The organism is Streptomyces sp. NPDC002209 (assembly GCF_042890265.1).
Lineage (GTDB): Bacteria > Actinomycetota > Actinomycetes > Streptomycetales > Streptomycetaceae > Streptomyces.
Genome location: NZ_JBIARX010000012.1, coordinates 176,418 through 203,339 on the forward strand (window position 1 = coordinate 176,418; position 26,922 = coordinate 203,339).

25 protein-coding genes are annotated in these 26,922 nt (G+C 72.7%); 13 read left to right on the plus strand and 12 right to left on the minus strand.

Annotated features, from left to right (window positions below; genetic code table 11):
• Positions 1 to 11: 11 nt before the first annotated feature.
• From cseC to ACFYXK_RS23930, 6 genes are all read right to left on the minus strand, one after another.
• Positions 12 to 1,325 carry a two-component system sensor histidine kinase CseC gene (gene cseC, locus ACFYXK_RS23905; RefSeq protein WP_389412929.1) on the minus strand — a complete coding sequence of 438 codons (1,314 nt, stop codon included), beginning with the start codon at positions 1,323 to 1,325 and terminating at the stop codon, positions 12 to 14.
• The gene (gene cseB / locus ACFYXK_RS23910; RefSeq protein WP_389412930.1) at positions 1,322 to 2,035 is read right to left on the minus strand and encodes a two-component system response regulator CseB; all 714 of its coding nucleotides are present in this window, start codon (positions 2,033 to 2,035) and stop codon (positions 1,322 to 1,324) included. The genes cseC and cseB overlap by 4 nt, the downstream gene beginning before the upstream one ends.
• A 61-nt stretch (positions 2,036 to 2,096) precedes the next feature.
• On the minus strand, positions 2,097 to 2,735 hold the full coding sequence (locus tag ACFYXK_RS23915) for a hypothetical protein (protein WP_389412950.1): 639 nt from the start codon (positions 2,733 to 2,735) through the stop codon (positions 2,097 to 2,099).
• A gap of 38 nt (positions 2,736 to 2,773) precedes the next feature.
• Positions 2,774 to 3,346 (minus strand): SigE family RNA polymerase sigma factor, encoded by a 573-nt coding sequence (locus tag ACFYXK_RS23920; protein WP_030158464.1) that lies wholly within the window; start codon positions 3,344 to 3,346, stop codon positions 2,774 to 2,776.
• Between the two features lie 180 nt (positions 3,347 to 3,526).
• Positions 3,527 to 4,480, minus strand: coding sequence for an A/G-specific adenine glycosylase (locus ACFYXK_RS23925; protein ID WP_389412931.1), 954 nt, complete (start codon positions 4,478 to 4,480; stop codon positions 3,527 to 3,529).
• Positions 4,481 to 4,503: 23 nt separating this feature from the next.
• The gene (locus ACFYXK_RS23930) at positions 4,504 to 5,118 is read right to left on the minus strand and encodes a phosphatase PAP2 family protein (protein WP_389412932.1); all 615 of its coding nucleotides are present in this window, start codon (positions 5,116 to 5,118) and stop codon (positions 4,504 to 4,506) included.
• 169 nt (positions 5,119 to 5,287) lie between these two features.
• Here ACFYXK_RS23930 and ACFYXK_RS23935 point away from each other — a divergent pair, with 169 nt between their 5' ends.
• Entirely contained in the window at positions 5,288 to 6,085 is a 798-nt protein-coding gene (locus ACFYXK_RS23935) for a hypothetical protein (protein ID WP_389412951.1), read from the plus strand.
• Between the two features lie 261 nt (positions 6,086 to 6,346).
• On the opposite strand, the gene disA is transcribed toward ACFYXK_RS23935, so the two are convergent.
• Together disA and radA are read right to left on the minus strand one after the other, a co-directional pair.
• Positions 6,347 to 7,471 carry a DNA integrity scanning diadenylate cyclase DisA gene (gene disA / locus ACFYXK_RS23940; RefSeq protein ID WP_383505875.1) on the minus strand — a complete coding sequence of 375 codons (1,125 nt, stop codon included), beginning with the start codon at positions 7,469 to 7,471 and terminating at the stop codon, positions 6,347 to 6,349.
• A gap of 229 nt (positions 7,472 to 7,700) precedes the next feature.
• Positions 7,701 to 9,104, minus strand: coding sequence for a DNA repair protein RadA (radA, locus tag ACFYXK_RS23945; RefSeq protein WP_389412933.1), 1,404 nt, complete (start codon positions 9,102 to 9,104; stop codon positions 7,701 to 7,703).
• 182 nt (positions 9,105 to 9,286) lie between these two features.
• Between radA and ACFYXK_RS23950 the strand changes: the two genes are divergently transcribed.
• Positions 9,287 to 10,996, plus strand: a complete 1,710-nt coding sequence (locus ACFYXK_RS23950) for a hypothetical protein (RefSeq protein ID WP_389412934.1) — start codon at positions 9,287 to 9,289, stop codon at positions 10,994 to 10,996.
• Positions 10,997 to 11,027: 31 nt separating this feature from the next.
• Here ACFYXK_RS23950 and ACFYXK_RS23955 read toward each other — a convergent pair whose 3' ends face one another.
• Positions 11,028 to 11,876 carry a hypothetical protein gene (locus ACFYXK_RS23955; protein WP_383505866.1) on the minus strand — a complete coding sequence of 283 codons (849 nt, stop codon included), beginning with the start codon at positions 11,874 to 11,876 and terminating at the stop codon, positions 11,028 to 11,030.
• Between the two features lie 63 nt (positions 11,877 to 11,939).
• Between ACFYXK_RS23955 and ACFYXK_RS23960 the strand changes: the two genes are divergently transcribed.
• Positions 11,940 to 12,866, plus strand: coding sequence for a Ppx/GppA family phosphatase (locus ACFYXK_RS23960; RefSeq protein WP_383505863.1), 927 nt, complete (start codon positions 11,940 to 11,942; stop codon positions 12,864 to 12,866).
• Positions 12,867 to 13,452: 586 nt separating this feature from the next.
• Here the strand turns inward: ACFYXK_RS23960 and ACFYXK_RS23965 are convergent.
• Complete coding sequence (locus ACFYXK_RS23965) at positions 13,453 to 13,923, minus strand: hypothetical protein (RefSeq protein ID WP_389412935.1); 471 nt, start codon at positions 13,921 to 13,923, stop codon at positions 13,453 to 13,455.
• 304 nt (positions 13,924 to 14,227) lie between these two features.
• Here ACFYXK_RS23965 and ACFYXK_RS23970 point away from each other — a divergent pair, with 304 nt between their 5' ends.
• From ACFYXK_RS23970 to ilvD, 5 genes are all read left to right on the plus strand, one after another.
• Positions 14,228 to 15,283 (plus strand): Twin-arginine translocation pathway signal, encoded by a 1,056-nt coding sequence (locus tag ACFYXK_RS23970; protein WP_389412936.1) that lies wholly within the window; start codon positions 14,228 to 14,230, stop codon positions 15,281 to 15,283.
• Between the two features lies 1 nt (position 15,284).
• A complete protein-coding gene (locus tag ACFYXK_RS23975; protein ID WP_389412937.1) occupies positions 15,285 to 15,599 on the plus strand; it encodes a 4a-hydroxytetrahydrobiopterin dehydratase in 315 nt (104 codons plus the stop codon).
• A 175-nt stretch (positions 15,600 to 15,774) separates the two neighbouring features.
• Complete coding sequence (locus ACFYXK_RS23980; RefSeq protein WP_389412938.1) at positions 15,775 to 16,611, plus strand: sugar phosphate isomerase/epimerase family protein; 837 nt, start codon at positions 15,775 to 15,777, stop codon at positions 16,609 to 16,611.
• Positions 16,608 to 17,225 carry a TetR family transcriptional regulator gene (locus ACFYXK_RS23985; protein WP_389412939.1) on the plus strand — a complete coding sequence of 206 codons (618 nt, stop codon included), beginning with the start codon at positions 16,608 to 16,610 and terminating at the stop codon, positions 17,223 to 17,225. The genes ACFYXK_RS23980 and ACFYXK_RS23985 overlap by 4 nt, the downstream gene beginning before the upstream one ends.
• A 133-nt stretch (positions 17,226 to 17,358) precedes the next feature.
• Positions 17,359 to 19,212, plus strand: a complete 1,854-nt coding sequence (gene ilvD / locus ACFYXK_RS23990; protein WP_389412940.1) for a dihydroxy-acid dehydratase — start codon at positions 17,359 to 17,361, stop codon at positions 19,210 to 19,212.
• A 183-nt stretch (positions 19,213 to 19,395) separates the two neighbouring features.
• On the opposite strand, the gene ACFYXK_RS23995 is transcribed toward ilvD, so the two are convergent.
• The gene (locus tag ACFYXK_RS23995; protein WP_389412941.1) at positions 19,396 to 21,549 is read right to left on the minus strand and encodes a serine/threonine-protein kinase; all 2,154 of its coding nucleotides are present in this window, start codon (positions 21,547 to 21,549) and stop codon (positions 19,396 to 19,398) included.
• Between the two features lie 108 nt (positions 21,550 to 21,657).
• On the opposite strand from ACFYXK_RS23995, the gene ACFYXK_RS24000 reads away from it, so the two are divergent.
• From ACFYXK_RS24000 to proC, 5 genes are all read left to right on the plus strand, one after another.
• The gene (locus ACFYXK_RS24000; RefSeq protein WP_389412942.1) at positions 21,658 to 21,960 is read left to right on the plus strand and encodes an SH3 domain-containing protein; all 303 of its coding nucleotides are present in this window, start codon (positions 21,658 to 21,660) and stop codon (positions 21,958 to 21,960) included.
• A 69-nt stretch (positions 21,961 to 22,029) separates the two neighbouring features.
• The gene (locus tag ACFYXK_RS24005; RefSeq protein WP_389412943.1) at positions 22,030 to 22,572 is read left to right on the plus strand and encodes a hypothetical protein; all 543 of its coding nucleotides are present in this window, start codon (positions 22,030 to 22,032) and stop codon (positions 22,570 to 22,572) included.
• Positions 22,573 to 22,641: 69 nt separating this feature from the next.
• Entirely contained in the window at positions 22,642 to 23,493 is an 852-nt protein-coding gene (locus ACFYXK_RS24010; RefSeq protein ID WP_389412944.1) for an ABC transporter ATP-binding protein, read from the plus strand.
• The gene (locus ACFYXK_RS24015; RefSeq protein ID WP_383505839.1) at positions 23,490 to 24,242 is read left to right on the plus strand and encodes an ABC transporter permease; all 753 of its coding nucleotides are present in this window, start codon (positions 23,490 to 23,492) and stop codon (positions 24,240 to 24,242) included. Before ACFYXK_RS24010 ends, ACFYXK_RS24015 begins: the two co-directional genes overlap by 4 nt.
• A gap of 99 nt (positions 24,243 to 24,341) precedes the next feature.
• Positions 24,342 to 25,151 carry a pyrroline-5-carboxylate reductase gene (proC, locus tag ACFYXK_RS24020; protein WP_383505835.1) on the plus strand — a complete coding sequence of 270 codons (810 nt, stop codon included), beginning with the start codon at positions 24,342 to 24,344 and terminating at the stop codon, positions 25,149 to 25,151.
• A gap of 65 nt (positions 25,152 to 25,216) precedes the next feature.
• On the opposite strand, the gene trpS is transcribed toward proC, so the two are convergent.
• Positions 25,217 to 26,215, minus strand: coding sequence for a tryptophan--tRNA ligase (trpS, locus tag ACFYXK_RS24025; RefSeq protein WP_389412945.1), 999 nt, complete (start codon positions 26,213 to 26,215; stop codon positions 25,217 to 25,219).
• Positions 26,216 to 26,922 lie beyond the last annotated feature (707 nt).

Here is a 26,922-nt window from a genome sequence, read left to right on the forward strand (position 1 = left end):
TCCGCTCGCGATCAGTTCTGCACCTTGATGATCGGGAAGCTTCCCGTGGCCGTCGGTGCCTGCTCGGGCAGCCACAGCACCGCCACCGCTCCGGCCGCCGCTCCCTCGCGGTCCACGCCGCCCGGGGCCGCCACGTTGCGGAACGTCAGCCGGGCGCCCAGCACCCGCGCCTGCCCCTCCGCGATGGTCAGCCCGAGGCCGTGCCCCACCCCGGCGCGGTCCGTCGACCCGGTCCGGAACCGGCTCGGCCCCTCGCGCAGCAGCGCCTCCGGGAAGCCCGGCCCGTGGTCCCGGACCCGGACGACCCGCCCCTCGATGTCCACCTGGACCGGCGGCTGCCCGTACCGCGCGGCATTGGCCAGCAGGTTCCCCAGGATCCGCTCCAGCCGCCGGGGGTCGGTGCTGACGATCTCGTCCGCGACCACCCGTACCGAAGCCTCCGGCATCAGCGCGGTCACCCGCCGGCTCACGAACTCGCCCAGCGCCACGTCCTGGAGCTCCGCCCGCTCGGACGCGCTGTCCAGCCGGGCCACCTCCAGTACGTCCTCGACGAGCACCCGCATCGCCTGCGCCCGGTCCCGCACGAGCTCGGTCGGCCGCCCCGGAGGCAGCAGTTCCGCCGCCGTGAGCAGGCCCGTCACCGGGGTCCGCAGCTCGTGCGCGATGTCCGCGGTCACCCGCCGCTCGGCCTCCAGCCGCTGCTGGAGCGCGTCCGCCATGGCGTCCACGGCCCGCGCGAGATCGTCGGTCTCATCGCGTACGACACCCCCGACCGCGTCCCGCACCCGTACGTCGGGATCCCCGTGCGCCACTCGCTGCGCGGCGGCCGCGGCCTTGCGCAGCCGGCGCGAGATCTGCCCGCCGATGAGCACGCCGAGCGCAGCGCCCGCGACGACGACGGAGATCGACCCGACGACCAGGGCCCGGTCCAGGTCGCGCACCATGTTGGCGCTCTCCTTGAACTCGCTGTGCAGCGACAGCACCTGCCCGTTCCCGAGCGGTACCGCGGCCCACACCTCCGGGACGCCCTTGCGCTTCTCCTGGATGTACGTGCCGCGCCGCCCCGACCGCGCCTTCTCGCGCAGCGCGGCGGGCAGCTCGGGGTCGTTGAGCTTGGCCCCCAGGGCCGGCTTGCGCCCGGCTTCGACGAAGCGGGCGATGACGTTCACGTTGGCCAGCTGTGCGTCGCGGGCGCTTTCCAGCATCGAGACGCGGGCAGCACTGTGCACGACCAGGCTCAGTGCCACGGCGACGAGCGCGCCGACGGCGGTGATGGCGAGCGTGATCTTCCAGCGGATCCCCGTACGGAGGGTGAAGCGCCTCATGGTTTGAGCTTGTATCCGAATCCTCGGACCGTTTCGATGCGGTCCTGTCCGATCTTGGTGCGCAGCCGCTGGACGTGGACGTCCACGACGCGGGTGTCGCCGCCCCAGTCGTAGTCCCAGACCCGCTCCAGGAGCCGGTCGCGGGACAGTACGGTGCCCGGTGCGGAGGAGAACTCCAGCAGCAGCCGCATCTCGGTCGGCGTCAGCGCCACCGGGGCGCCGGACCTGCGGACCTCCATGCCCTCGGTGTCGACCTCCAGGTCGCCGAAGACCAGCACCCCGCGCTCCTCGGAGCCGTCCTCGCCGTTCGCCCCGGCCCGGCCGTTCTGCGGGCCGCCGGCGTGGCCGAAGCGGCGCAGCACGGCGCGGATCCGGGCGACGAGGACCGAGCCGTCGAAGGGCTTGGTGACGTAGTCGTCGGCGCCCGCCTCCAGCCCCAGGACGACGTCGATCGAGTCGGCGCGCGCCGACAGCATGATCACGGGGACGGTGGACTCGTCGCGGATCCGGCGGCACAGGCTCACGCCGTCCATGCCGGGCACCATCACGTCGAGCAGCGCGATGTCCGGCTGGTTGGCCCGGAAGGACTCCAGGCCGGACAGGCCGTCGGGCATGGCGGTGACCACGAACCCGTCGCGTTCCAGCGCCAGGGTCGTGGCCTCACGGATGACGTCGTCGTCCTCCACGAACAGGACATGGGTCTCGGCCATGCGGAAGCCTCGCCTCGGTTCTTCGCTTCTTCGGTGCGTCGGTTCTTGTGGTCTCGGGCAGTCAGTTCTTCTGGGTGATCGCGGGCGCCGGCTGGGCCGCGCCACCGATGTTGCTGTAGTCGGTGTGCACCCGGTCCTGCTCGGAGAACTTCTCCCCGTTCCAGCGGTACGTGATCACGTCCTCGCCCGACGGATAGGCGAGGGCGTCGCTCTTGCCGTAGACGGGCTTGGTGACGACCAGGTCGCCCCGGTCGATCTCCGCGTAGACGGGCGGCTGCTCGTCCGAGAACACATTCTCGTACCTCCCGCCCTCCGCCCGGTACACGTACGAGCCGCGCCCCAATGCGTCGGCGCAGGACAGCACGTTGACGACGATGTCGGCGACGGAGCCCCCGGTGACCTTCCCGTAGCTGACGTCGACCGGGTACTCCTTGCCCGTGCACGGCTTGAGGTCCCGCTTGACCTCGGCGCTGACCTTGGGGTCCGCCTGGAGCAGTGCGATGGCGTCGACCCGCCGGGCGGGACCGTCCGAAGCCCCCGTGGTGGCCGGGACGTGGGCGGGCGGGGTGGCCGTCGGCGAGCCGCTCTTGGCGACCGAGTCGGTGTGGGCGGGGCCGCCGTCCTTCAGGCCGGTGCCGCCGGCGGCGCAACCGGCCGCGAACAGCACTGTGCCGACGAGGACGACCGTCCCCGCCGACATCAGCACCAGCGGACTTCTGCCGCTCGAGTTTTGGCCGTTCAGGCCGCGCACCGCTCACGCCCCTCGTACCGGATGGTGTGGTCACCGCGGTGGTCACCGCGCTCCAGCGCACGCATGTCCAGATCCCGGCTCTCCAACTCCTGCCGGAGCCGGGCCAGCGCGCGGTGCAGGGTGCTCTTCACAGTACCCGCCGACATTCCGAGCGCCGCGGCGGTCTCCTCGGTGCTCATCTGCTCCCAGTGTCGCAGCACGACCACGCTGCGCTGCTTGGGCGCGAGAACCTTGAGGATGTCCATCAGCAGGGCGCGGTCGGCGCGCTGGTCGGAGCCGTCCTCGACGGAGGCGTCCGGGAGCTGCTCGGTGGGGACCTCCTCGAGCTTGCGGGCGCGCCACCACTCGGTGCGGGTGTTGATCATGACGCGGCGCAGGTAGGCGTCGGCCAGGGACTTGTCGGCGATGCCGTCCCAGCGGCCGTACGTGCGCACCAGCGCGGTCTGCAGGAGGTCCTGCGCGTCCGTGGGGTCCGGGACCAGGCGTCGGGCACTGCGCAGGAGCGCGTCCTGCCGAGTGCGTACGTACTCCTCGAATCCGAGTACCTCGCCGTGCGCCATCTCAGACCGCCTCCCGTGCAACCGCTCATCCCCGTGTCCTACGGATTCGAAGGTACGGAGGGGTTGTCACGGGGTTGTGCGGGCCAGCCTTCGGTGGACGCACGGACACCCATAGGTTGTGTAACAGTGCCGTGAGCTGGGGTTTGACCGGAACAAGCGGAATCCCCCACTCAGTTCGGCTCAGTCCGTGGCGGGGTCCTGGGAAAGCGGTGCCGCGGGGCCCTGCGGCAGCCGGTACATCCCCCCGGCGAGCGGTTCGACGAGCCCGTCGGAGACCAGCCCGTCCAGGGCCCGGGCCCGCTGCACGGGCTCGTCCCAGACCGTGTCCAGCACCGCCTGCGGAACCGGCCCGACCGCATCCCGCAGCACCGCGAGGAGCTTTCCGCGCACCTGCCGGTCCGTCCCCGCGTACGTCTGCCCGCGCCGCGGCGGCCCCTCGTGGGCCGGCTTCCCGGCCAGCCGCCATGCGCACAGCCCGGCCACCGGGCAGCGCGCGCAGTCCGGGGACTTGGCCGTGCACACCAGGGCGCCGAGCTCCATCGAGGCCGCCGCCCAGCGGGCCGCGGTGTCCTCGTCCTCGGGCAGCAGGGCCCGGGCCAGGCGCCGCTCGGCGGCCGTGGTCGCGTTCGGCGGGTACTCGACCCCGGTCGTGGTGCGGGCGAAGACCCGGCGCACGTTGGTGTCGAGCACGGCGTGCCGCTGCCCGTAGGCGAACGAGGCCACGGCGGCCGCCGTGTACTCGCCGATCCCGGGCAGCGCGAGCAGCTGCGCGTGCTCCCGCGGTACGTCGCCCCCGTGCCGCTCCGTTATCGCGACGGCCGCGCCGTGCAGGCGCAGGGCCCGGCGGGGGTAGCCGAGCCGCCCCCAGGCCCGTACGGCCTCGCCGGGGGCCTCGGCGGCCAGGTCGGCGGGGCGGGGCCACCGCGCGAGCCACTGTTCGTACACCGGCAGGACCCGGCTGACCGGGGTCTGCTGGAGCATGAACTCGCTGACCATGACCCCCCAGGGGCCGGCCTCGGGGCGGCGCCAGGGCAGGTCGCGGGCGTGCTCCTCGAACCAGGCGATGACCGGGGAGTGCAGCGCGTGGGACACGTCGGGGCAGGTCTCGGGGGAAGGGCTGGTGGATGCAGTCATGGCAGACGGCATCCTGGCACGTTTCAGGGCTGCCGCGCGGGGCCCGGGCCGGTGAACCAGACAGCGGCGCGCCCTCCGCTCGCCCGCATGGCGGTGGTGATCGTACTGATCGGACCGGTGAGGGCGAGGACGAGGAGCGCGGCGAGCGAACCGCCGAGCAGCAGGCCCACCCCCACGTCGTGGGGGTAGTGGACGCCGACGAAGACCCGGGAGAAGGCCATCAGCAGGGCCAGCGGCACGGTCAGCAGTGCCAGGCGGCGTACGGCGAGGGCCAGTGCGACGGCGGCCGCGCCCGCGATGGCGGAGTGGTTGCTGGGGAAGGACCAGTCGCCGGCGGCCGGGCAGGCGACGAGCGATGCGGCGGCCCCGGCGACGGCCCGGCAGGGCCGCTCCTCCTCCACGGCGGACTTCACGACCTCGGAGGCGACGTACGCGACGGCGGTGGCGAGCGGCGCCAGGACGGCGAGGGCGACGGCCCGCGGGCCGGCCTGGGTGCGCGCACGCCACCACACGGCTATGAAGAGCAGGCCGAAAAGCAGTAGCCCGTACTCCGTCCACACCTCGAACGCCGACTGAACCCAGCCGGGTGCGGAGCGGGCGGAATCGGTGATGTCGCGGTAGAGGCCGGAGGTGTCCATGGTCACCGACCGTACTCAAACGCGATCACGCCTGACGTGGGAGGGTTGGCCGATTCTCGTCGCTCGGGCGTCCGCCCGCAGGATGATCATCGGCAAAACAAGCCGCTTGCGCGGCATGTGGGGCGCGGATCGGGCCGTGGACTCTCGTAAAGTTCCGTCCGTGGGATCTATGCGCAATCCGGTCGGGCCGCTCCCCTCCTCCATCTACTGGCGACGGAGGGCTGTGCTGGCGTCCGTCGTCGCGCTCCTCGCGCTCCTCGCCGTATGGACCGTCAGTTCCGGTGGCGGGAAGTCGAGTACGAACGGCAAGGGCGGCGACAAGGGGCCCGACCCCGTCGCCTCGATCACCCCCGGGCCCTCCGGGACGGGGCCGGCGATCAGTCAGGCGCCGGGCGGGCGTGCGGAGTCGGGCGGCGGCGCGGGCAAGAACGGCGAACCGGGCGGCACTGCGGGCACCGCGGCGGGCGCGGGTCAGGGATCCGCCGGCAGCGGCGCCGGCGGGGGCGGCGGCAGCGGCGGTACGGGCGGCGCCACGTCCCAGGTCCCGGCGGACTCCCCGCTTCCCACGTGCGCCCCGAGCGGGCTGCAGTGGGAGGTCAAGAGCGTGAAGAACGAGTACGAGACGAGCGAGAAGCCCCGCCTCGAACTGGTCGCCCGCAATGTCTCCGGCACGACCTGCAAGGTCGACCTCGGCCCGAAGCAGGCGGTCCTGACCATCCTCCAGGCGAGCACCAGCAAGGCCGTCTGGTCCTCGTCGGACTGCCCGTCGGGCGCGGGCAACGCGTTCTTCCGGGTGCCGGCGCAGGGGGAGACGAAGCAGTCGCTGGAGTGGGACAGGAAGTTCAGCGCGGCGGACCAGTGCCAGACGCCTCCGGCGGGGAGCGCGGCTCCGGACACCTACGTGGTGGAGGTCAAGTCCCCGGGCATGCCGGTCGCCCGCACCTCGTTCGTCCTCAAGCAGGACTAGGGGGTGTCTTGTGGATCATGCCGGGCTCGCGGTGTCCGGTGCCGCGCCTCGCCGCGTTCTCGTCGGTCGCCAATGCTCCGCATTGGCTCCTCCCCCTGCCTTCGGCGGGGGGACCCCCACCTCGGCCTTGCGATCCACGGCACCGGACACCGCTCCCTGATCCGGCCTGACCCACAAGACACCCCCTAGCCGGGCCGGGGCTGGATCTTTCAGCCCCCGCCGGGCCGAACCACCGGCACCGGCTCGCGGCGCGTCGAAAGATCAGACGTAGCGCTCGAGGATCGAGGACTCCGCCAGGCGGGACAGGCCCTCGCGGACGCTCCGCGCACGGGCCTCGCCGACGCCGTCGACCGTCTGCAGATCGTCCACCGACGCGGCCAGCAGCTTCTGCAGGCCCCCGAAGTGCTCCACCAGCCGCTCGATGATGGCCCCCGGCAGCCGCGGAACCTTCGCCAGCAGCCGGTAGCCCCGCGGGGACACCGCCGAGTCGAGCGTCTCGGGCGAGCCCGTGTACCCCAGCGCCCGCGCCACGATCCCGAGCTCCAGCAGCTCCGGATGCGTCAGCGCGTCCAGCGCCGGCAGCGCCTCCTCCACCGTGCGGGAGCGCTTCGCCGTCGGCTCCGGCACGTAGTCCCGGATGACCAGCTCCCGCTCCTGCTCGATGCCGACCGTCAGCTCGTCCAGCTGGAGCGACAGCAGTCGCCCGTCCGTGCCCAGCTCGACCACGTATTCAGCGATTTCCGTGGCGATGCGGCGCACCATTTCCAGCCGCTGCGCGACCGCCGTCACGTCGCGCACCGTGACCAGGTCCTCGATCTCCAGCGCCGACAGCGTCCCCGCGACCTCGTCGAGCCGCAGCTTGTACCGCTCCAGCGTGGCCAGCGCCTGGTTCGCCCGCGACAGGATCGCCCCGGACTCCTCCAGGACCCGGCGCTCCCCGTCCACGTACAGCGCGATCAGCCGCATCGACTGCGACACCGACACCACGGGGAAGCCGCACTGCTTCGAGACGCGGTCCGCGGTGCGGTGACGGGTGCCGGTCTCCTCCGTCGGGATCGACGCGTCCGGCACCAGCTGGACGCCGGCCCGCAGGATCTTGGTGATGTCCTTGTCCAGGATCAGCGCGCCGTCGAGCTTGCACAGCTCGCGCAGCCGGGTCGCGGTGAACTCCACGTCCAGGACGAAACCGCCCGTGCACATCGCCTCGACGGTCTTGTCCATCCCGAGGACGATGAGGCCGCCGGTGTTGCCGCGGACGATCCGTTCCAGACCGTCACGCAAGGGCTGACCAGGTGCGACCGCGCTCAGCGAGGCGCGCATCATGGCCTCCTGCTTGGAGCTCGCGCCCGACTTTCCGGATGCTGCTGCCCCGTCCTTGGCTGCCACTGCACTCCTCCGGTCGCGGGTTGCGCCGCCTGCGTACGGCCGGGCGGACCAGCACAAAGTCTACCGGCGTGCGCTGCGCGCCCGCCGTGGCTTGGCCAGGTGCGCCCCCGCGGGGCCCCGTAAGGGCCCCCTCACCAGGCACTCCTGCGTCAACTCCACCGCTCCTGCACGGCTCCTGCGCCACACCTTCGCGCGCGCCGACGCCGTGACCGACCGCTCCGCGGGCCGCCTACTCCTTGGCCGCCGCCCGCGACCGGCCGCGCGGCAGGACGCGCAGGGCGTCTCCCACGTCCGCGACCTCGGTGACCTTCATGCCGGCCGGCACCTTCCCGGGGTCGCCGGGCACCAGGGCGTGCGTGAAGCCGAGCCGGTGCGCCTCCGCGAGCCGCCGCTGCACCCCGGTCACGCGCCGCACCTCGCCCGCGAGGCCGACCTCCCCGATCGCGACGAGGTTCTTCGGCAGCGGCACGTCGCTCGCAGCCGAGGCCAGGGCGAGCGCGATCGCCAGGTCGGCGGCCGGTTCCGTCAGCTTCACCCCGCCCACGGTGGCGCTGTAGATGTCGCGCTTGCCGAGCGCGGTGATCCGGCCGCGCTGCTCCAGCACCGCCAGCATCATCGAGACGCGGGAGGTCTCCAGGCCCGAGGTGGTCCGACGCGGCGAGGGGATCTGCGAGTCCACGGTCAACGCCTGCACCTCGGCGACCAGCGGGCGCTTGCCCTCCAGCGTCACCGTCAGGCAGGTGCCCGGGACGGCCTCCGCGCGCCGGGTCAGGAACAGCCCGCTCGGGTCGGCGAGCCCGGTGATCCCCTCGTCGTGCAGTTCGAAGCAGCCGACCTCGTCGGTGGCCCCGTACCGGTTCTTGACGCCGCGTACGAGGCGCAGGCGTGCGTGCCGGTCGCCCTCGAAGCTGAGGACGACGTCCACGAGGTGTTCCAGCAGCCGGGGGCCGGCGATCGCCCCGTCCTTGGTGACGTGCCCGACCAGCAGGGTGGCCATCCCGCGGTCCTTGGAGGCGCGGATCAGCGCCCCGGCCACCTCGCGGACCTGGGCCATGCCGCCGGGCGCGCCGTCGATCTCGGGCGAGGCCACGGTCTGTACGGAGTCCAGGATCAGCAGCGAGGGCTGCACGGCGTCGAGGTGGCCCAGTACGGCGGACAGGTCGGTCTCGGCGGCGAGGAAGAGGTGGTCGTTCAGCGCGTTGATCCGGTCGGCGCGCAGCCGCACCTGGCTCGCCGACTCCTCGCCCGTCACGTACAGCGTGCGGTGGGCTTCGCTGGCCGCCTTCGCCGCCACGTCCAGCAGCAGCGTCGACTTCCCGACGCCGGGCTCGCCGGCCAGCAGGACGACGGCACCGGGCACGAGCCCGCCGCCGAGGACCCGGTCCAGCTCGTCCACGCCGGTGCTGCGGGCGGTCGCCGTCCGGCCGTCGACCTGCGCGATCGGGAGCGCGGGCGCCGAGACCCGCCCGGCGGCGGTGGTCCGCACGGCGGGCGCGCCGCCCATCTCCTCCACGGTGCCCCACGCCTGGCACTCGGGGCACCGCCCGAGCCATTTCGCGGTCGTGTACCCGCACTCGGAGCAGCGGTAGGACGGCCGGTCCTTGGCGGATGAACGAGATGTACGGGCAGCCATGCGGCCCACGGTATCCGGCCCCTGTGACAGCGACCGCGCACGTTCGGCGCCGCGACCGCGCCCCGGCCCGCCCGCCCGGCGTCAGGGCCGCTGTCAGCACGGGGTCGATCTGTTCACCCGTAAGGGCTAAAACAGCTGAAGGCTTCACGGCCGTCACCGGCGTGCGGCCTACCTTCGCCAGGGTGAACAGCAGCGACCAGGAGAGCCCCGCCCTGCGCACCGGCGCACACCGGGCGCACGGGCGCACGCCCCCCGAGGGCCCCGAAGGGGAACGGCAACCGCCCCCCTTCCGGCACGAGCCGTACCTCGACGGCCTGTTCACGTACTGCCTGTCGGTCCTCTGCGACCACGACACCGCCACCGAGGTGCTCGCCGACGTCCTCGCCGTCGCCGAGCGGCACCCCGGCCGATGTCCCGACGAGGGGGACCGGCGGGCCTGGCTGTACGCCCTCGCCCGCTGGGGCTGTCTGCAGCGGCTGGCCGAGCACCGCCGGACCCGGCAGGGAGCGCATTCCGCTCGGCGCACGCCGGAGCGCACGGATGCCGAGCACGCGCCGGAGGCGCACCGCTCCCTGGACGTGAATGCCTACCGGCGCACCGAGCTGGCCCGCCTCGCCTGGCCCGAGGCCGCCGGGACCACGCCCGCGCAGCGCGAGGCCCTCGAACTCGCCGTCCGCCACCGCCTCGGCGTCCCCGAACTCGCCGCCGTCCTCGGCACGCCCCCCGCCACCGCCCGGGAGCTGCTGGCCGGCGCCGCCTGCGAGGTGGAGCGGACCCGCGCCGCCCTCGCCGTCGTCGAGACCGGCAACTGCCCCTCCGTGTCCCGGCTCACCGGCGACGGCCAGGTGCTCCTGTCCACCACCCTGCGCGCCGAGCTGGTCCGCCACGTCGACGACTGCCCGCGCTGCCGCCGCGTCGCCGAACGCGTCGACGCCGCCTCCCCCTGGCCCGGCACCGGCGGCATCCACGCGGCGCTGCCGCTGGTCCCCGCCCCGCGCACCGCCGTCCGCGCGGCCATGCTCCGCTCCGGCGGCGGCCGGCGCCACCGCAGGCCCGGCCCCCGCTTCGACCGCACCGGCTTCCCGATGGACCCCCGGGACCGTGCGGCCCGCCGCGACCGGCTGCGGGCCCGGGCCGTGACCACCACCGTCGTCGCCACCGTCGTCGCGGCCCCGGTCCTCGCGCTCTGGGCCGCGTACCGGGGCGCCCCGGAGACCGGCGAGCCCGTCGGCGCGGAATCCACCCGGATCTCCGCGAGCGAGTCCGAGATCCCCCTCCCGCACCGGGACGGCCGCCCGCTGCGCGCGTACGAGAACGCCGGCAACACCGCCCACACCACCGGCGAGCCGGGCTTCGCCACGGGCAGGGCCGCCCCGGACACCCCGGACGACGTCTCCGTCGAGGTGATCAGCACCGGGCCGACGGCCGCCCCCGACCGGGCCGGGAACCCCGGCCGGCTCTCCGTCGCCGCCTCCTCGCGCGGGGGCACCACCCTGCTCACCCTCACCGCGTCCGGCGGGGCCCCGGTGGACTGGCGGCTCTGGTCCGACGCCCCCTGGCTGCGCGCGAGCCGGACCGCGGGCACGCTGGCCCCCGGAGAATCGATCACCCTGCAGATCACCGTGGACACCGAAGCCCAGCCCGTGGGCGCCTGGTCCGCCCGGGTGGGCGTGGATCCCGGCGGCGCGGTGGTCTCCGTACAGGGCCGCGGCCGCCCGGCGCCCTCGCCGACGCAGCCCACGCACCCGACGCCGACCCCGACACCCACCCCGACGCCGACGCAGCCCCCCACGCCGACGCCTACGCCCACCCCGACCCCCACGCCGACGCCGAGCGCCTCAGGAGGAACGGTTTCCCCACCCTCGGACCCGAGCGGGCCGGCGCCGGGCTAGGCGGCCGGGCCCGGCCGCCTAGCCCGGGCGGCTAGGCCGGGTCCGCGGGGTGCGGGGCCATCGGCAGCAGCGAGGACAGCCGTGCCTCGCACAGCTTCACGAGGGCCTCGTACCCCTCCTTGCCCATCAGCTCCGTCAGCTCGGCGCGGTAGGAGACGTACACCGGATCGCCGGCGCCGTGGGCGGACGTCGCCGACGTGCACCACCAGTGCAGGTCGTGCCCGCCCGGACCCCAGCCGCGCCGGTCGTACTCGCCGATCGAAACCTGCAGCACGCGCGTGTCGTCCGGCCGGTCGATCCACTCGTACGTCCGGCGGATCGGCAGCTGCCAGCACACGTCGGGCTTGGTCTCCAGCGGCTCCTGGCCGCTCTTCAGCGCCAGGATGTGCAGCGAGCACCCGGCGCCGGCGGGGAACCCCGGCCGGTTCAGGAAGATGCACGCGCCCTCCCAGCGGCGGGTCTGCTTCTCCCCGTCGTCGTCGTGCTGGGTCCAGCCGGTCTCGCTGCCGACGTCGTGGAACTGCCACAGCTCGGGGGTCAGCCGCGCCACGTGCTCGGCGACCCGCTTCTCGTCGTCCTCGTCGGAGAAGTGCGCACCGAGGGTGCAGCAGCCGTCATCGGCCCGGCCGGCCTGGATGCCCTGGCAGCCGCTGCCGAAGATGCACGTCCAGCGGGAGGTCAGCCAGGTCAGGTCACAGCGGAAGACCTGCTCGGCATCGGCGGGATCGGGAAACTCCACCCAGGCCCGCGGGAAGTCGAGCCCCTTCTCGTCGTCACGCACGACCGAGGCTTTGGCCTGGGGCTTCGCCTTTTTGGCCTTCTTCGCCTTGTCGGCCTTCTCGGCGGGCTTGGACTTGTTGGCCTTCTTCGTATTTGGCACAAACCCAAGCCTAAGCGCCCCTTACGCCACCCATACTCCAGCCGCACAGTAGCGTTTCCCCGTATGAGACTCGGTGTCCTTGATGTGGGTTCGAACACGGTCCATCTGCTGGTGGTGGACGCGCACCCCGGCGCGCGCCCGCAGCCGGCGCACTCGCACAAGGTGGAACTGCGACTGGCGGAGCTCCTCGACGAGGCAGGAGCGGTCACCCCGGCCGGCATAGAGCGCCTCGTGTCGGTGATCGGCGAGGCCGCGCAGGCCGCCGAGGACAAGGGCTGCGAGGACGTGCTGCCCTTCGCGACCAGCGCCGTACGGGAAGCCACCAACGCGGACGAGGTCCTGGCCCGGGTGAAGCTCGAGACCGGCGTCGACCTCCCCATCCTCAGCGGTGAGGACGAGGCACGGCTGACGTTCCTCGCCGCCCGTCGCTGGTTCGGCTGGTCCGCGGGCAAGCTGCTGGTCCTCGACATCGGCGGCGGCTCGCTGGAGATCGCGTACGGCATCGACGAGGACCCCGACGCGGCGGTCTCGCTGCCGCTGGGCGCGGGCCGCCTCACCACGGGCTGGCTCCCGGGCGACCCGCCGGACGCGGCGGACGTACGGGCGCTGCGCCGCCACGCGCGGGCCCAGATCGCGCGCACGGTCGGCGAGTTCAGCCGCTTCGGGGCGCCGGACCACGTGGTGGCGACGTCGAAGACCTTCCGGCAGCTGGCCCGCATCGCGGGCGCGGCGCGCTCGGCGGACGGGCTGTACGTACAGCGGGACCTGACGCGGAAGTCCCTGGAGGAGTGGGTCCCGAGGCTCGCGGCGATGACGACCGCGCAGCGGGCCGCGCTTCCGGGCGTCTCGGAGGGCCGCGCGTCCCAACTGCTTGCGGGGGCGCTGGTCGCGGAGGGCGCGATGGACCTCTTCGGCGTCGACGAACTCGAGATCTGCCCCTGGGCCCTGCGCGAGGGCGTCATCCTGCGCCGCCTGGACCACCTGCCGTAGCGGGGCGCGGATACGGGTCGCACGCCGGTGCGGGGCCCGTGGCTGTACGGCTCCTGCGCCCGGGCGGGGCCTTCGCCCCCCACGCTCCACCACTGAGGAGCGGTGGTTGCCCGCCCGCCCCCCTCGGCATCGGGGCCGGCGGCGGTAGCCCGTGCGCCGGGGTCGGCCTGGGCGGTTTTTCGCTCGGGGAGGCGTTGCCCGCAGGGCCGGGGCTGCGAAGGGCGGTGGTCCGGTGATCGGAATCAGGGAGGGGTTGGGGGTTTCCCGCCAGTCCCATCGTCTCTCCGGGGCGGGACGGGCCCTCAAGGGCGCTTCGCGTCGCTTCGCGAGGGCCTTCGGCCCCCCTTGACCGCCCGTCCCGCCCCGGAAAGACAGGGACTGCCGGGAAGCCCCCAAAAGGACGGTCACCTGGGCACAAGCCCTGAGCGGAACGGGATCAGCGCCGACAAGGCCCCGCTCCGGGGATCCGGCTGCCCAGCCGGGACCCATCAGCAGGCCCGTCCCGGGTCGGTCCCGGCCCAGGCTGAGTCGGACAGCGACCAGACCCCCACCACCGCTGGGCAGGCGGGCGGCACGCCCCAGATCGCTACGCGCTTCCTTCGCCACAGCGTCCGGCGGCCGTCTGGGCGCGCTCACCGGGTCGGGGTGCGGGTCCCGGCTCCCCTGCACTGGGCTCCGTCCGGGCTGCGCTCGGGTCGGCGGCCGGTTGGATGTTGTCGACCGACGTGGAGAACTCGCGGCCGGATGCGCCGCGGATGTAGGCCAGGTCGATCCAGTACTCACGGGCAGCGACGGCTGAGACGTTCTCGTTGATCACTGCCATCAGCTCGCCCTCCGCACCGGAGGCGACATCGCGTACACGACGGCGCAGCAGCGGGTGCGGAACGTAGCACTCAGGCATCGGACCGCGCCGCTCCCTGCCTGCGCTGCGGAGGAACCGCTGCCACCCGGCGTTCGCACGGGCCACCAGTTCGGCGCTCAGGCCAGGTGGCAGTGCGGGCAACGACGGCGCCGAGTGACTCGGCTTGGAGCGTTCGTCGGCGGTGTTCGTCTTCATGGGTCGATGATGGGCCGGCACGCAGAGGGGCAGATAGGTCATCCCGTGGCCACCAGTGGCCACGTGGTGGCCACGGCCGGAGACGGATGCGATGACACCTCAAGCTGGGGCCATGAGTCACCGAAACGACGCCCTCCGGGCAGCGCGGCTCCGTGTTGGCTGGCGCACCATGGACCAGGCCGCGAAGGGATTATCCGTACATGGTCGGCAGCTCCTCGACGATCGACACTTCGACGTCTCGCCACGTACGTGGCGGCGGTGGGAGGGCCAGCGCCCCGGCTGGCCGCCCGCAGAGACCGCTCTCGTGCTGCACGACGTGTTCGGGCGATGGCCCGAGGACCTGGGATTCACGACGCCCGACGGCTGGATCCGTCCCGAGAGACGCCTGAAGGACGACGTGAACCGACGGAGGTTCGTATCCGCAACCGCTGCGGCTCTCGTCGCCGGGCCGACCGTGCCCCAGCACGTCGACTCCGCCCTCGTCGACTACTTCCAGCAGCAGCTCGAAGGGCACTACCGGGCCGACATGTACCTCGGCCCGCACGATCTGATCGGTACCGTCAGCGCGCAGTACCAACTGATCGACAAACTCATCCGTTCAGCGAAAGGCGACGTGCGGCGCGGCCTCCTCCGCGTCGGCGCCGCTTATGCCGCGCTCGTCGGCTGGCTGTACCAGGACGCGGGCGATCTCGGCGCTGCGGCGTTCTGGAGGGGCGTCACCCAGGAGATCGCGGTCCGGTCCCGTGATCCGCACCTCATCGGGTACAGCCTGGTGAACCAGGCCCAGGTGCGTACGGATCTGGGCGATGGGTACGGAGTCATCGACCTTTGCGAGGCCGTCCTCGACGGATCGGACGTGCTCTTTCCCAAGGTGAGGATCATGGCCATGCAGCAGCAGGCTCATGGGGCCAGTCTCACCGGCGATCGGACAGCCGTGGACCGGCTCATCGACACGGCCAGTGGCCTGCTTTCCCGTGTCGACGATGACCTGCCGTGGGGCAACGCCTGTCGCAGGACGCCGGGCTACCTGGAGGTGCAGCGCGCCACCTGTTACGGGCGGCTCGGCCTCGGTCGGGAAGCTGGTTCACTCTGGACACAGGTTCTCGATGGAGTGCCTGTTACCGCCCGCCGGGACCGTGGCGTGTACCTCGCTCGACACGCCACGGCAGCCGCCGCGGCGAGGGAGCCCGACCACGCCGTCGAGATCGCTCGCGAAGCGGTCGAGATCGCTGTCGAGACCCGGTCCGCGCGAATGTCCCGCGAACTCGCCACTCTGGAGCGGGTGATGCGCCCGTGGCACGATGCCCCGGTAGGCCGGGACCTGGCCGAGATCCTGGCGGCTGTGAACGAGGGGAGCTGACATGGGTGTACCTGAGCCGCTGTCCGACGAAGAGATCGCGCAGCGCCTGGTGGGCCTGCCGGACTGGGAGCGGAAGGGTGACGAGATCACCCGTGTGTACGAGATCCGCTACCACGCTGCAGTGGCCGCGATCGTGACCATCGCGGACCGGTCCCGGCGGATCAGCCACCATGCGGATCTCGATCTGCGCATCGACCGACTTCGGGCGACGATCACCACGCACGACGCCGGATGCCGACTCACTGCCGCGGACTTCGACCTCGCCCACCGGATCGACGCGATCGTCACCGCACACCAAGCCCTCCCGCTGGACTGACCTTGTCCATGAGCCGGATGATCGAGGCCGAGCTCAAACCACGGGCCGAGGAACTGACCCGGGAGCTCTACACCGACGCGGTGAAGGCCCGGCGGGGGCGGTGAGGTCCGTCCGCCCCCCGTCCGGGTGGTGATCGTCACGGCGGGGGGCGGGGGTGGGCCCGTACTCTGTCTCCGTGGCAAAACCAGTCCGGATCCCGACCGCGAAAGTCGCCCTCTCCACTGCCTCCGTGTACCCGGAGTCGACGGCGACCGCCTTCGAGATCGCCGCGCGCCTCGGGTACGACGGCGTCGAGGTGATGGTCTGGACGGATCCGGTCAGCCAGGACATCGATGCGCTGCGGCGGCTGTCCGAGCATCACCAGGTGCCGATCCTGGCCGTGCACGCCCCGTGTCTGCTCATCACCCAGAGGGTGTGGTCCACCGATCCCTGGACCAAGCTCCAGCGGGCGCAGGCCGCGGCCGAGCGGCTGGGGGCCTCCACCGTCGTCGTGCACCCGCCCTTCCGCTGGCAGCGGCAGTACGCGCGGGACTTCGTCGGCGGCATCTGGCGGATGGCCGACGAGACCGACGTCCGGTTCGCCGTCGAGAACATGTACCCGTGGCGGTACCGGGACCGCGAGATGCTGGCCTACGCCCCTGAGTGGGACGTCACCAAGGACGACTACCGGCACTTCACCATCGACCTCTCGCACACCGCGACCGCCCGCACGGACGCGGCCGCGATGATCGACCGCATGGGGGACCGCCTCGCGCACGTGCACCTCGCCGACGGCAACGGCTCGGCCAAGGACGAGCACCTCGTCCCCGGCCGCGGCACCCAGCCCTGCGCCGAGCTTCTGGAACGTCTCGCCGCCAGTTCCTTCGCCGGGCACGTCGTCATCGAGGTGAACACCCGCCGCGCGATGTCCTCCGCGGAGCGCGAGGCCGACCTCGCCGAGGCCCTGGCCTTCACCCGCCTCCACCTCGCGGCCAGCGCCACTGCCGCCCCGGTACGGATCCCCCGGCCGTGACGGAACCCGTCAAGCCGCGCCGCGGCCCCGGCCGGCCCCGGCAGGACGAGGCCGACGACGGCCCCGGCACCCAGGAGCGGATCCGGCTCGCGGCCCGCGAGGTGTTCGCGGAGCGCGGGTACGACAAGACGTCCGTCCGCGGCATCGCGAAGGTCGCCGGCGTGGACCCGGCTCTGGTCCACCACTACTTCGGCAGCAAGGACGACCTCTTCGCCGCCGCCATCGAGGTCACGATGGAGCCCGCCCTCGTCGTTCCCGCGATCGTGGGGGAGGGCCCCGAGGGCATCGGGGAGCGGCTGGCCCGCTATTTCCTGGGCATCTGGGAGAACCCGGTCACCCGGGCGCCCATGCTCGCCGTCGTCCGCTCCGCCCTCACCCACGAGGCCGCGGCGGCGGTCCTGCGCCGGCTGATCCTGCGCCGGGTCCTCGAACGGGTCGCGGCCGACCTCGACGTCCCCGACCCCACCTTCCGGGCCGAGCTCGCCGCCTCCCACATGATCGGCATCGCGCTCCTGCGGTACGTGGTCCAGGTCGAACCCCTGGCGTCCGCCGACCCGGAGGCCATCGTCGACCTGGTGGCCCCGACCCTCCAGCGCTACTTGACCGAGGAATGAGCCGGACGTCCCGGGATGCGGACATCCTGTCCGCATCCCGGGCCAGGGGCGTAGCCTCGTAACCGAGCCATATCCACAGTCGTACAGTCGCGGCAGGCGCCTCGCGCCACCGCACTCATGGGGAGTGAACCCGATGCCCGAGCTGAGGTCCCGCACCGTCACCCACGGCCGCAACATGGCGGGCGCACGCGCCCTGATGCGCGCGTCGGGCGTAGCGAGCGCGGACATCGGGAAGCCGATCATCGCGGTCGCCAACTCGTTCACCGAATTCGTCCCCGGGCACACGCACCTGGCCCCGGTCGGCCGGATCGTCTCCGACGCCATCCGCGCCGCGGGCGCCATCCCGCGCGAGTTCAACACCATCGCGGTCGACGACGGCATCGCCATGGGCCACGGCGGCATGCTGTACTCCCTGCCCTCCCGCGACCTGATCGCGGACAGCGTGGAGTACATGGTCGAGGCGCACTGCGCCGACGCGCTCATCTGCATCTCCAACTGCGACAAGATCACGCCGGGCATGCTGATGGCCGCCATGCGGCTCAACATCCCCGTCGTGTTCGTGTCGGGCGGCCCGATGGAGGCCGGCCAGGCCGTCCTCGTCGACGGCACCGTCCGCAAGCTCGACCTGATCGACGCCATGGTCGACGCCTCCAACGAGAACGTCTCCGACGAGGACGTCCTGCGGATCGAGGAGAACGCCTGTCCGACCTGCGGGTCGTGCAGCGGCATGTTCACCGCCAACTCCATGAACTGCCTCGCCGAGGCCATCGGGCTGGCCCTGCCGGGCAACGGCTCCGTCCTCGCCACGCACACCGCCCGCCGCGCCCTGTACGAGGACGCCGGCCGGACGGTCGTCGAGATCACCAAGCGGTACTACGAGCAGGACGACCACTCGGTCCTGCCGCGCTCCATCGCGACCCGCCAGGCCTTCGAGAACGCCATGGCCCTGGACATCGCGATGGGCGGCTCCACGAACACGATCCTGCACCTGCTGGCCGCCGCCCAGGAGGCGGGCCTGGAGTACGACCTCACCGACATCGACGAGGTCTCGCGCCGCGTCCCGTGCCTGGCCAAGGTCGCCCCGAACGTGGCGCCCGGCGGCACGTACTACATGGAGGACATCCACCGGGCCGGCGGCATCCCCGCCATCCTCGGCGAGCTGCACCGCGGGGGCCTCCTGAACAAGGACGTCACCACGGTCCACTCCGAGAACCTCGAGGACTGGCTCGCGAAGTGGGACGCCCGCAGCGGCACCGCCTCGGCGGAGGCCACGGAGCTGTGGCACGCGGCCCCCGGCTGTGTGCGCTCCGCCACCGCCTTCTCCCAGTCCGAGCGCTGGGACACCCTCGACCTCGACGCGGAGGGCGGCTGCATCCGCTCCGTCGAGCACGCGTACTCCAAGGACGGCGGGCTGGCGGTCCTGCGCGGCAACATCGCGCAGGACGGGTGCGTCGTGAAGACGGCCGGTGTCGACGAGTCGATCTGGACCTTCGAGGGCCCCGCGGTCGTCTGCGAATCGCAGGACGAGGCGGTCGACAAGATCCTCCGCAAGGAGATCAAGGCGGGCGACGTCGTCGTCATCCGGTACGAGGGCCCGCGCGGCGGCCCCGGCATGCAGGAGATGCTCTACCCGACGTCGTTCCTGAAGGGCCGCGGCCTCGGCAAGGTCTGCGCGCTGGTGACGGACGGCCGCTTCTCCGGCGGTACGTCGGGCCTGTCGATCGGCCACGCCTCCCCGGAGGCGGCCTCGGGCGGCGACATCGCCGTCGTCGAGGACGGCGACCGGATCCGGATCGACATCCCGAACCGCTCGATCGAGCTCCTGGTCGACGAGGCCACCCTGGCGGCCCGGCACGCGGCCCTCGGCGGGGTCTACGCCCCGAAGAACCGCGAACGCAAGGTCTCGGCGGCCCTGCGCGCGTACGCGGCGATGGCCACGAGCGCCGACAAGGGCGCAGTCCGTGACGTGAGCAAGCTGGGCGGCTGACCGACCCGCCCCTGCGACACCGACGCCGCCGCACCCCGTCCACCCGGACGCTGCGGGTGCGGCGCCGTCGGCGGTGACCGGCCCCCGCCGCCCGGCCCGGGGCCGTCACCGCCCGGCGGGATGGGCTCCCGTCACTGCCCGGCGGGATGGGCTCCCGTCACCGCCCGGCGGGACCGGCTCCCGTCACCACTTCGCGGGATCGGCTCCGTCCACGGCGAACACGGACCCGTCGGGCGCGGTCCCGTACACGCGCCCGTCGGCGGACACCGGCGCCGGCAGCGTCGCCTCGAAGCCGTCCCGCCCGCTGCCCATCCGCGGCTTCGTCTGCCCCAGCAGCCGCCCACTGCCCGCGTCGACCGCCAGCAGCCGTCCGTCCGGCGCCGCCAGGTGGATCCGGCCGTCGGCCGCCACCGGCCGGGAGCTCACGGCCAGGCCGGTTTCCAGCCGCCACTGCTCCTTCTCGGCGCCGACCGCGACCAGCCCGCCCGAGACCCCCGCCACGTACACGACGCCGTCCGGGCCGACCGCCGCCTCCGCGTCGAACAGCGGCGCCGACAGCCGCACCCGCCGTACGGCGTGCGTCGCCACGTCCACCCGGACCACCGCACCGGTCTTGGTCCCCGCGTCGCTGTCCAGCAGGTACAGCCCGCCGCGCGCGGCTCCGACCGGCCGCAGCCGCCCCCCGGTCCGCAGCTGCCAGCGCGGCGTTCCGCTCGCCGGGTCGACCGCCGTGAGCTGCGTAGTACCGCCGCCCCCGTCGGGCGTCGCCACGTACATCACCGGCGCCCCGGCGGAATCCGGGCCGCCGCCCCACCACACGGATCCCACCCCGCCGAGCTGCTTCGTCCAGCGCACGGCCCCGCTCGCCGCATCGAGCGCCGTCACACTCCCGTTCGGCGGCACGAGCAGCACCTGCCCGCCCGAGGTCACCGCCCGGGCGCCGTCCGGCAGTTTGCGATTCCAGCGCTCGGCGCCCGTCCCCGGATCCAGCGCCTGGAGCGTCCCGCTGCCCGGGGCGACCACGAGGACCAGCCCGCCCGCATGCAGCGGCGCGCCGTCCGCCGCCGTCCCGCTGCCGGGGGCGGCGGCCTTCACCGACCACAGCACCGAGCCGTCCGCAGGGTCGAGCCGCGCCGCGGTCAGCCCCGGACCCGCGCAGTACAGGGCCGCGTCCCAGGAACACGAGCCGGTGCCGGTCCGGCCCCCGGCCCCCGGCGCGCCCAGCGCGACCGACCAGGGGACGAAGGGCTTCGAGGGCGCGGGACCGGCCTTCGCGGCGGCGGTCCTGCCCGGCGGTCCGGTACCCGCCCCGAAGTGCAGGTACCCGCCCACGGCCCCGCCCGTCAGCAGCAGTCCGAGCGCCGCCGCCGCGGCCACCCGCCCCCTGCGCCGCCCGCGACCGGGACGCCCGGACTCGACGCCGAGCCGCTCCCTGCGGTGCGTGGCTTCGTCGGCGGGCCCTGTCTCGACCGCCGGCCGCGGCCTCGGCCGCGGGATGAACGTCTGCGTGTCCTCGGAGGTCGGGTACGCCACCGCCCGCATCTCCGCGATCAGTTCTTCCGCGGTGGGCCGGTCCGCCGGCTCCTTCGCCAGGCACCGGGCGACGAGCGGTACGAGCTGCTCCGGCAGCCCGCTCAGGTCGGGCTCGGCGTGCACGACCTGGTAGGCCACGAGGTAGTGGCTGTCGGAGTCGAACGGCCCGTGCCCCGTCGCCGCGTGGACGAGCACCGCGCCCAGCGCGAAGACGTCCGCGGCCGTCCCCACCTCGCGCGGCCGCTGGAACTGCTCCGGCGCCATGTACGGCGGCGTCCCGATCAGCTTCCCGGTCTCGGTCCGCAGATCGCTGTCGGCCGGCCGCGAGATGCCGAAGTCGATGACCCGCACGCCGTCCGGGGCCATCAGTACGTTGCTGGGCTTCAGGTCCCGGTGCACCACGCCCGCCCGGTGGATGTCCCGCAGGGCCTCCGCCAGCCCGGCGGCGAGCCTGGCCAGTTCGGCGGGGTCCAGCACCCGCTCCCGTACGCGCTCGGCGAGCGTCGGGGCATCGATGAACAGGGTGGCCATCCACGGCCGTTCGGCATCCGGATCGGCGTCCACGACGGGCGCGGTGAACGCCCCGCTGACCCGCCGGGCGGCGGTGACCTCCTGCCGGAACCGGGCCCGGAACTCCGGATCGACCGCATGCTCGGCGTGCACGATCTTGACGGCGAGTTTCAGCCCCGAACCGGAGGTGGCCAGATGGACGACGCCCATGCCGCCGGAACCGAGCACCGATTCCAGCCGGTACTGGCCGGCGTACTCCGGAAAGCCCACGTAGTCCGCGCGCAGCGAATGCACCGCTCAACCACCCCCGCCGGAGCCTAGTCGATGGGCCGTACGAATCTCCAAGGGTCCTGCTACCCTGCGCGAGTTGCGCAGGGCAACACCCGTGGGGGGAGATTTCGCATGTCGACAGAGAATGATTCCAGCCAAGTCCAGAGCCTCGCAGCCGGCTCCGGATTCCAGACATTTCCGGTCGCCCCGGGGTACCGCGTGAACGTCCGCAGCGGCCCGGGCACCAACTACTCGGTGATCGACGTCCTGCCCTACGGGGCGTCCGTCACGATCCGCTGCCAGTGCGACGGCACGACCGTCTCGGGCCCGTACGGCACGTCGGACATCTGGGACTGCGTCGGCAACGGCCGGTTCGTCTCCGACGCCTACGTGAAGACGGGCAGCGACGGCTACGTCGCCACCCAGTGCGCCTAGGCCGTCTAGCCCCGTCTGCCACGTGAGACAACCCCGGCCGGGTCGGAGGGGGGATGGATAATCGCCGGTGTGAGCGACGACGACCAGCGAGACCAGACCCCCGCCGAGCCGGCCCAGGCTCCGGCGGGCCCCGCCCGCGCCGACGGGCCCGAGCCCGAGCCGATCCGGTTCTTCGGCACCACCTGGGTGAACCACGACGGCGGCTACGCGCTGCTCCGCGTCGGCCTCGCCGTCGGTTCGCTGGTCACCGCCGTGGCCGCGGCCGTCCTGCTCCGCCTCGCCTACGAGGGCCTGGAGATCGGCAACGTCGGCCCGTTCCTCAGCATCTCCGTCGTCGTCCTCTTCGCGATCGCGAGTTCCATCGCCTTCGTCAAGACCTGGGACTCCTTCAGCCGCCGTCCCGCCCCGTCCTCCGACGAGGCCGCCCTCAAGGGCCTGAAGACGATCGGTTTCATCGGCTCCCTCATCGCGTACTTCCTGCGCTGCCTCGCCGAGGCCCCCGGCGAGAAGCTGCGCCGCGCCGAGTACGAGCGCGCCCGGGCCGAATTCGCCCGCCGCCGCAGCGCCCGGACGGGCAACCCGGCCGCGCGCCGTCCCAAGAAGAAGAAGTAGCCGGCCCAGCCCTTTCGGCCCACCCCGTCCTGTTGACGCCCCGGCACCGCCAGGAGCATTATTCATCACATGATGAATAACCGAGAGCGGGAGGCCGTCACGGCCACGGCCACGGCGGAGGCCTCGGCGCAGGCCACCTCCGAGGCCACGGCCACCGCCGTGCACGCCCGCGGCCTCACCGTCCGCCGCGGCACCGGCCGCACCTCCCGCACCGTCCTCGACGACATCTCCTTCGACGTCCCCCGCGGCCGCATCACCGGCCTCCTCGGCCCCTCCGGCTGCGGCAAGTCCACCCTCATGCGCTCCATCGTCGGCACCCAGGCCCACGTCACCGGCACCCTCGACGTCCTCGGCCGCCCCGCCGGCCACCCCGAGCTCCGCTCCCGCATCGGCTACGTCACCCAGGCCCCCTCCGTCTACGACGACCTCACCGTCCGCCAGAACCTCGACTACTTCGCCGCCGTCCTCGACCCCGGCCGCGCCGCCGCAGACCGCCGCCGCGCCACCGTCACCCGCGCCATCGCCGACGTCGACCTCACCACCCACGTCACCGCCCTCGCCGGCAACCTCTCCGGCGGCCAGCGCAGCCGCGTCTCCCTCGCCGTCGCACTCCTCGGCACCCCCGAGCTGCTCGTCCTCGACGAACCCACCGTCGGCCTCGACCCCGTCCTGCGCCGCGACCTGTGGAACCTCTTCCACGACATCGCCGCCCACCGCGGCGCCACGATCCTCGTCTCCTCCCACGTCATGGACGAGGCCGAGCGCTGCCACGACCTGCTCCTCATGCGCGAGGGCCGCATCCTCGCCCAGGACACCCCCGACGCACTGCGCACCCGTACGCACTCCGCCACCGTCGAGGAGGGCTTCCTCCGCCTCGTCGACGGGGCCAACACCCTCGCCGCCCAGGAGCCGACCCCGTGAACAGTGCCCGCACCGCCGCCACCGCCGCCCGCGTCCTGCGCCAGCTGCGCCACGACCCGCGCTCCATCGCGCTGATGCTCCTGGTCCCCGTACTGATGCTGACGCTGCTGCGCTTCGTCTTCGACGGCGGCACCACCGGCGGGGGGCCGCGCGCGTTCGACAGCATCGGCGCGTCGCTCCTCGGGATCTTCCCCCTCATCACCATGTTCCTGGTGACCTCGATCGCGACCCTGCGCGAGCGCACCTCCGGCACCCTCGAACGCCTCCTCGCCATGCCGCTGGGCAAGGGCGACCTGATCGCCGGCTACGCCCTCGCCTTCGGCGCCGTCGCCGTCGTCCAGTCCCTCCTCGCCACCGGCCTCGCCCTCTGGCTCCTCGGCCTCGACGTCGTCGGCTCCCCCTGGCTGCTCCTGCTCGTCGCCCTCCTCGACGCCCTCCTCGGCACCGCGCTCGGCCTGTTCGTCTCCGCCTTCGCCGCCAGCGAGTTCCAGGCCGTCCAGTTCATGCCGGCCGTGATCTTTCCTCAGCTCCTGCTCTGCGGGCTCTTCGCCGCGCGCGACACCATGCACCCCGTCCTCGAAGGCCTCTCGAACGTGCTGCCCATGTCGTACGCCGTCGACGGCATGACCCAGGTCCTCACCCACACCGACATGACCGCCGACTTCGTCCGCGACGCCGTGATCGTCGCCGCCTGTGCGCTGCTCGTCCTCGCCCTCGGCGCGGCCACCCTCCGCCGCCGTACGCCCTGACCGCACTGCGGACACCGCCCCGCCGCCGCGCGCACGGGTGCAAGGATGAGGACGGAGAGCAAGCACACGTGCAAGAAAGTTCGGCGAGGTGAATCGGGCATGACCCAGACAGTCGCAGTCCTCGGTACCGGCAAGATCGGCGAGGCCCTGCTCAGCGGAATGATCCGCGGCGGCTGGCCCGCCTCCAAACTCCTCGTCACCGCCCGCCGCCCCGAACGCGCCGAAGAGCTCCGCGCCCGCTACGGCGTCGAGGCCGTCAGCAACGCCGAGGCCGCCAAGCGCGCCGACACCCTCATCCTCACCGTCAAGCCGCAGGACATGGGCAAGCTCCTCGAGGAGCTCGCCCCGCACGTCCCCGCCGACCGGCTGGTCATCAGCGGCGCCGCCGGCATCCCCACCGCCTTCTTCGAGGAGCGGCTCGCCTCCGGCACCCCCGTCGTCCGGGTCATGACGAACACCCCCGCCCTCGTCGACGAGGCCATGTCCGTCATCTCGGCCGGCAGCCACGCCACCGCAGAACACCTCGCCCACACCGAGGAGATCTTCGGCGGCGTCGGCAAGACCCTGCGCGTCCCCGAGTCCCAGCAGGACGCCGCCACCGCCCTGTCCGGCTCCGGACCCGCCTACTTCTACTTCCTCGTCGAGGCGATGACCGACGCCGGCATCCTCCTCGGCCTGCCCCGCGCCCAGGCCCACGACCTCATCGTCCAGGCCGCCATCGGCGCCGCCGTGATGCTCCGCGACAGCGGCGAGCACCCGGTCAAGCTCCGCGAGGCCGTCACCTCCCCGGCCGGCACCACCATCAACGCGATCGTCGAACTCGAACGGCACGGCGTACGGGCCGCCCTGATCGCGGCCCTCGAAGCAGCCCGCGACCGCAGCCGCGAACTCGCCTCCGGCAACAGCTGACACAGCCGGAACGGCGGTACGGCGGTACGGGCCCCTGCGCGAGCCGGCCCGTACCGCCGCCTCCGTCAGGGCTCCAGCAGCCCGATCGCCCGGTACGCCCGGTCCACGACCGGCCGCGCCAGCGCCCGCGCCCGCTCGGCCCCGTCCCGCAGCACCTTCTCCACCGCCGCCGGATCGGCCGCCAGCTCGGCATGCCGCTCCTGCACCGGCCGCAGCACCTCCACCACTGCGTCGGCGACATCCCGCTTGAGCGCCCCGTACCCGCTGTAGCCCTCGGCGAGCGCGGCCGGATCCCCGCCGGTGCAGGCGGCCAGCACGTCCAGCAGGTTCGCGACCCCCGGCCGCGCCGCCCGGTCGTAGACGACCCCGTCTTCCCCGCTGTCGGTCACGGCCCGCATGACCTTCTTCCGGATCACCCCGGGCTCGTCCAGCATGAACACCACGCCGGGCCCCGCCCCGCCGGACTTCCCCATCTTCGAGGTCGGCTCCTGCAGGTCCATGACCCGTGCGGCCACCTCGGGCAGCGTCACCTTCGGCACCGTGAACGTGTGCCCGTACCGCTGGTTGAACCGCACCGCCAGGTCCCGGGCCAGCTCCACGTGCTGCCGCTGGTCCTCACCCACCGGAACCTCCTCGGTCCCGTACGCCAGGATGTCGGCGGCCATCAGCACGGGATACGTCAGCAGCGACAGCCGTACGCCCTGCCCGGACGCCTGCGCCTGCGCGGACTTCTCCTTGTACTGCACCATCCGGCGCATCTCCCCGTCGGTGGCGGTGCACTCCAGCAGGTAGGACAGCCGGGTGTGCTCGTCGACGTGGCTCTGCATGAACAGGGTGCACTTCTCCGGATCCAGCCCGGAGGCGAGGAACAGAGTCGCCGCCTGCCTGCTGAGCCGGCGCACCCGCGCGGGATCGTGCTCGACGGTGAGTGCGTGGAGGTCCACGACGCAGAACAGCGCCTCGTCCGGCGCCTGGTCGGCGGCGACCCACTGCCGGACGGCACCCAGGTAGTTGCCCAGCGTCAGATGCCCCGACGGCTTGATCCCGCTGAAGATCCTCGTCATGTCCTGTCTCCCTGTTCGTGGCTGGTGTCGGGGCCGCCGCGTCGGGCGACCGAGCCACTCCCGGGAGGGAGAAACAGAAACGGCCGCCGTAAGCGGCGGCCGTGAGCGCATGCGTGCTCGCGTGGAAGCTGGGCCGCCGTCAGGCGGCCCACCAGCAAAGGCTGAGCGTGAGCGCATGCGTAGTCATGGGCCCCAGGCTAGCCCTCCCGGGCGCCCTCTGTCCTGGGATTGACACGCGAGTCCTGGATCCGTAAGGTTCTTCGAGTTGTCCGACGTGAGCGCCGACTCCGGTCGGTCCCCGGACAGCCATCCCGCACTACACATTCGAACGAACGACGCACTGTGTCGTCTCGTTTTCATGCGTATTTGCGAATGGGGAATCCGCGTCCAAGGACACCGTCAAGGACGCAGCCGCCGATTAGGTTCGGGGGCAGGGAATCCGCTACTGTCTCACTCGCCGCAAGGGCCCAACAGCCCAAGCGGACAGCAACAACTCCCGCTTCGCGGGAGGCCCGCTGACTGGGAGTCAGGCCCGAAAGGATCTGATAGAGTCGGAATCGCCGGAAAGGGAAAGCGCGAAAGCGAAGGACCTGGAAAGCAAGCGGGACCGACTCTGATAGAGTCGGAAACGAAGAACGAAGCCCGGAGGAAAGCCCGAGAGGGTGAGTACAAAGGAAGCGTCCGTTCCTTGAGAACTCAACAGCGTG

Excerpts from the sequence above, each read along its gene's own strand:
- proC (WP_383505835.1), top strand. The coding sequence starts at position 24,342 with ATGACCCAGACAGTCGCAGTCCTCGGTACCGGCAAGATCGGCGAGGCC.
- ACFYXK_RS23960 (WP_383505863.1), top strand. The coding sequence starts at position 11,940 with ATGAGACTCGGTGTCCTTGATGTGGGTTCGAACACGGTCCATCTGCTG.
- ACFYXK_RS24010 (WP_389412944.1), top strand. The coding sequence starts at position 22,642 with ATGATGAATAACCGAGAGCGGGAGGCCGTCACGGCCACGGCCACGGCG.
- ACFYXK_RS23925 (WP_389412931.1), bottom strand. The coding sequence starts at position 4,480 with ATGACTGCATCCACCAGCCCTTCCCCCGAGACCTGCCCCGACGTGTCC.
- ACFYXK_RS23965 (WP_389412935.1), bottom strand. The coding sequence starts at position 13,923 with ATGAAGACGAACACCGCCGACGAACGCTCCAAGCCGAGTCACTCGGCG.
- trpS (WP_389412945.1), bottom strand. The coding sequence starts at position 26,215 with ATGACGAGGATCTTCAGCGGGATCAAGCCGTCGGGGCATCTGACGCTG.
- ACFYXK_RS23975 (WP_389412937.1), top strand. The coding sequence starts at position 15,285 with ATGGGTGTACCTGAGCCGCTGTCCGACGAAGAGATCGCGCAGCGCCTG.
- ACFYXK_RS23920 (WP_030158464.1), bottom strand. The coding sequence starts at position 3,346 with ATGGCGCACGGCGAGGTACTCGGATTCGAGGAGTACGTACGCACTCGG.
- radA (WP_389412933.1), bottom strand. The coding sequence starts at position 9,104 with ATGGCTGCCCGTACATCTCGTTCATCCGCCAAGGACCGGCCGTCCTAC.
- ilvD (WP_389412940.1), top strand. The coding sequence starts at position 17,359 with ATGCCCGAGCTGAGGTCCCGCACCGTCACCCACGGCCGCAACATGGCG.
- cseB (WP_389412930.1), bottom strand. The coding sequence starts at position 2,035 with ATGGCCGAGACCCATGTCCTGTTCGTGGAGGACGACGACGTCATCCGT.
- ACFYXK_RS23915 (WP_389412950.1), bottom strand. The coding sequence starts at position 2,735 with ATGTCGGCGGGGACGGTCGTCCTCGTCGGCACAGTGCTGTTCGCGGCC.
- ACFYXK_RS23930 (WP_389412932.1), bottom strand. The coding sequence starts at position 5,118 with ATGGACACCTCCGGCCTCTACCGCGACATCACCGATTCCGCCCGCTCC.
- ACFYXK_RS23935 (WP_389412951.1), top strand. The coding sequence starts at position 5,288 with ATGCGCAATCCGGTCGGGCCGCTCCCCTCCTCCATCTACTGGCGACGG.
- ACFYXK_RS24000 (WP_389412942.1), top strand. The coding sequence starts at position 21,658 with ATGTCGACAGAGAATGATTCCAGCCAAGTCCAGAGCCTCGCAGCCGGC.
- cseC (WP_389412929.1), bottom strand. The coding sequence starts at position 1,325 with ATGAGGCGCTTCACCCTCCGTACGGGGATCCGCTGGAAGATCACGCTC.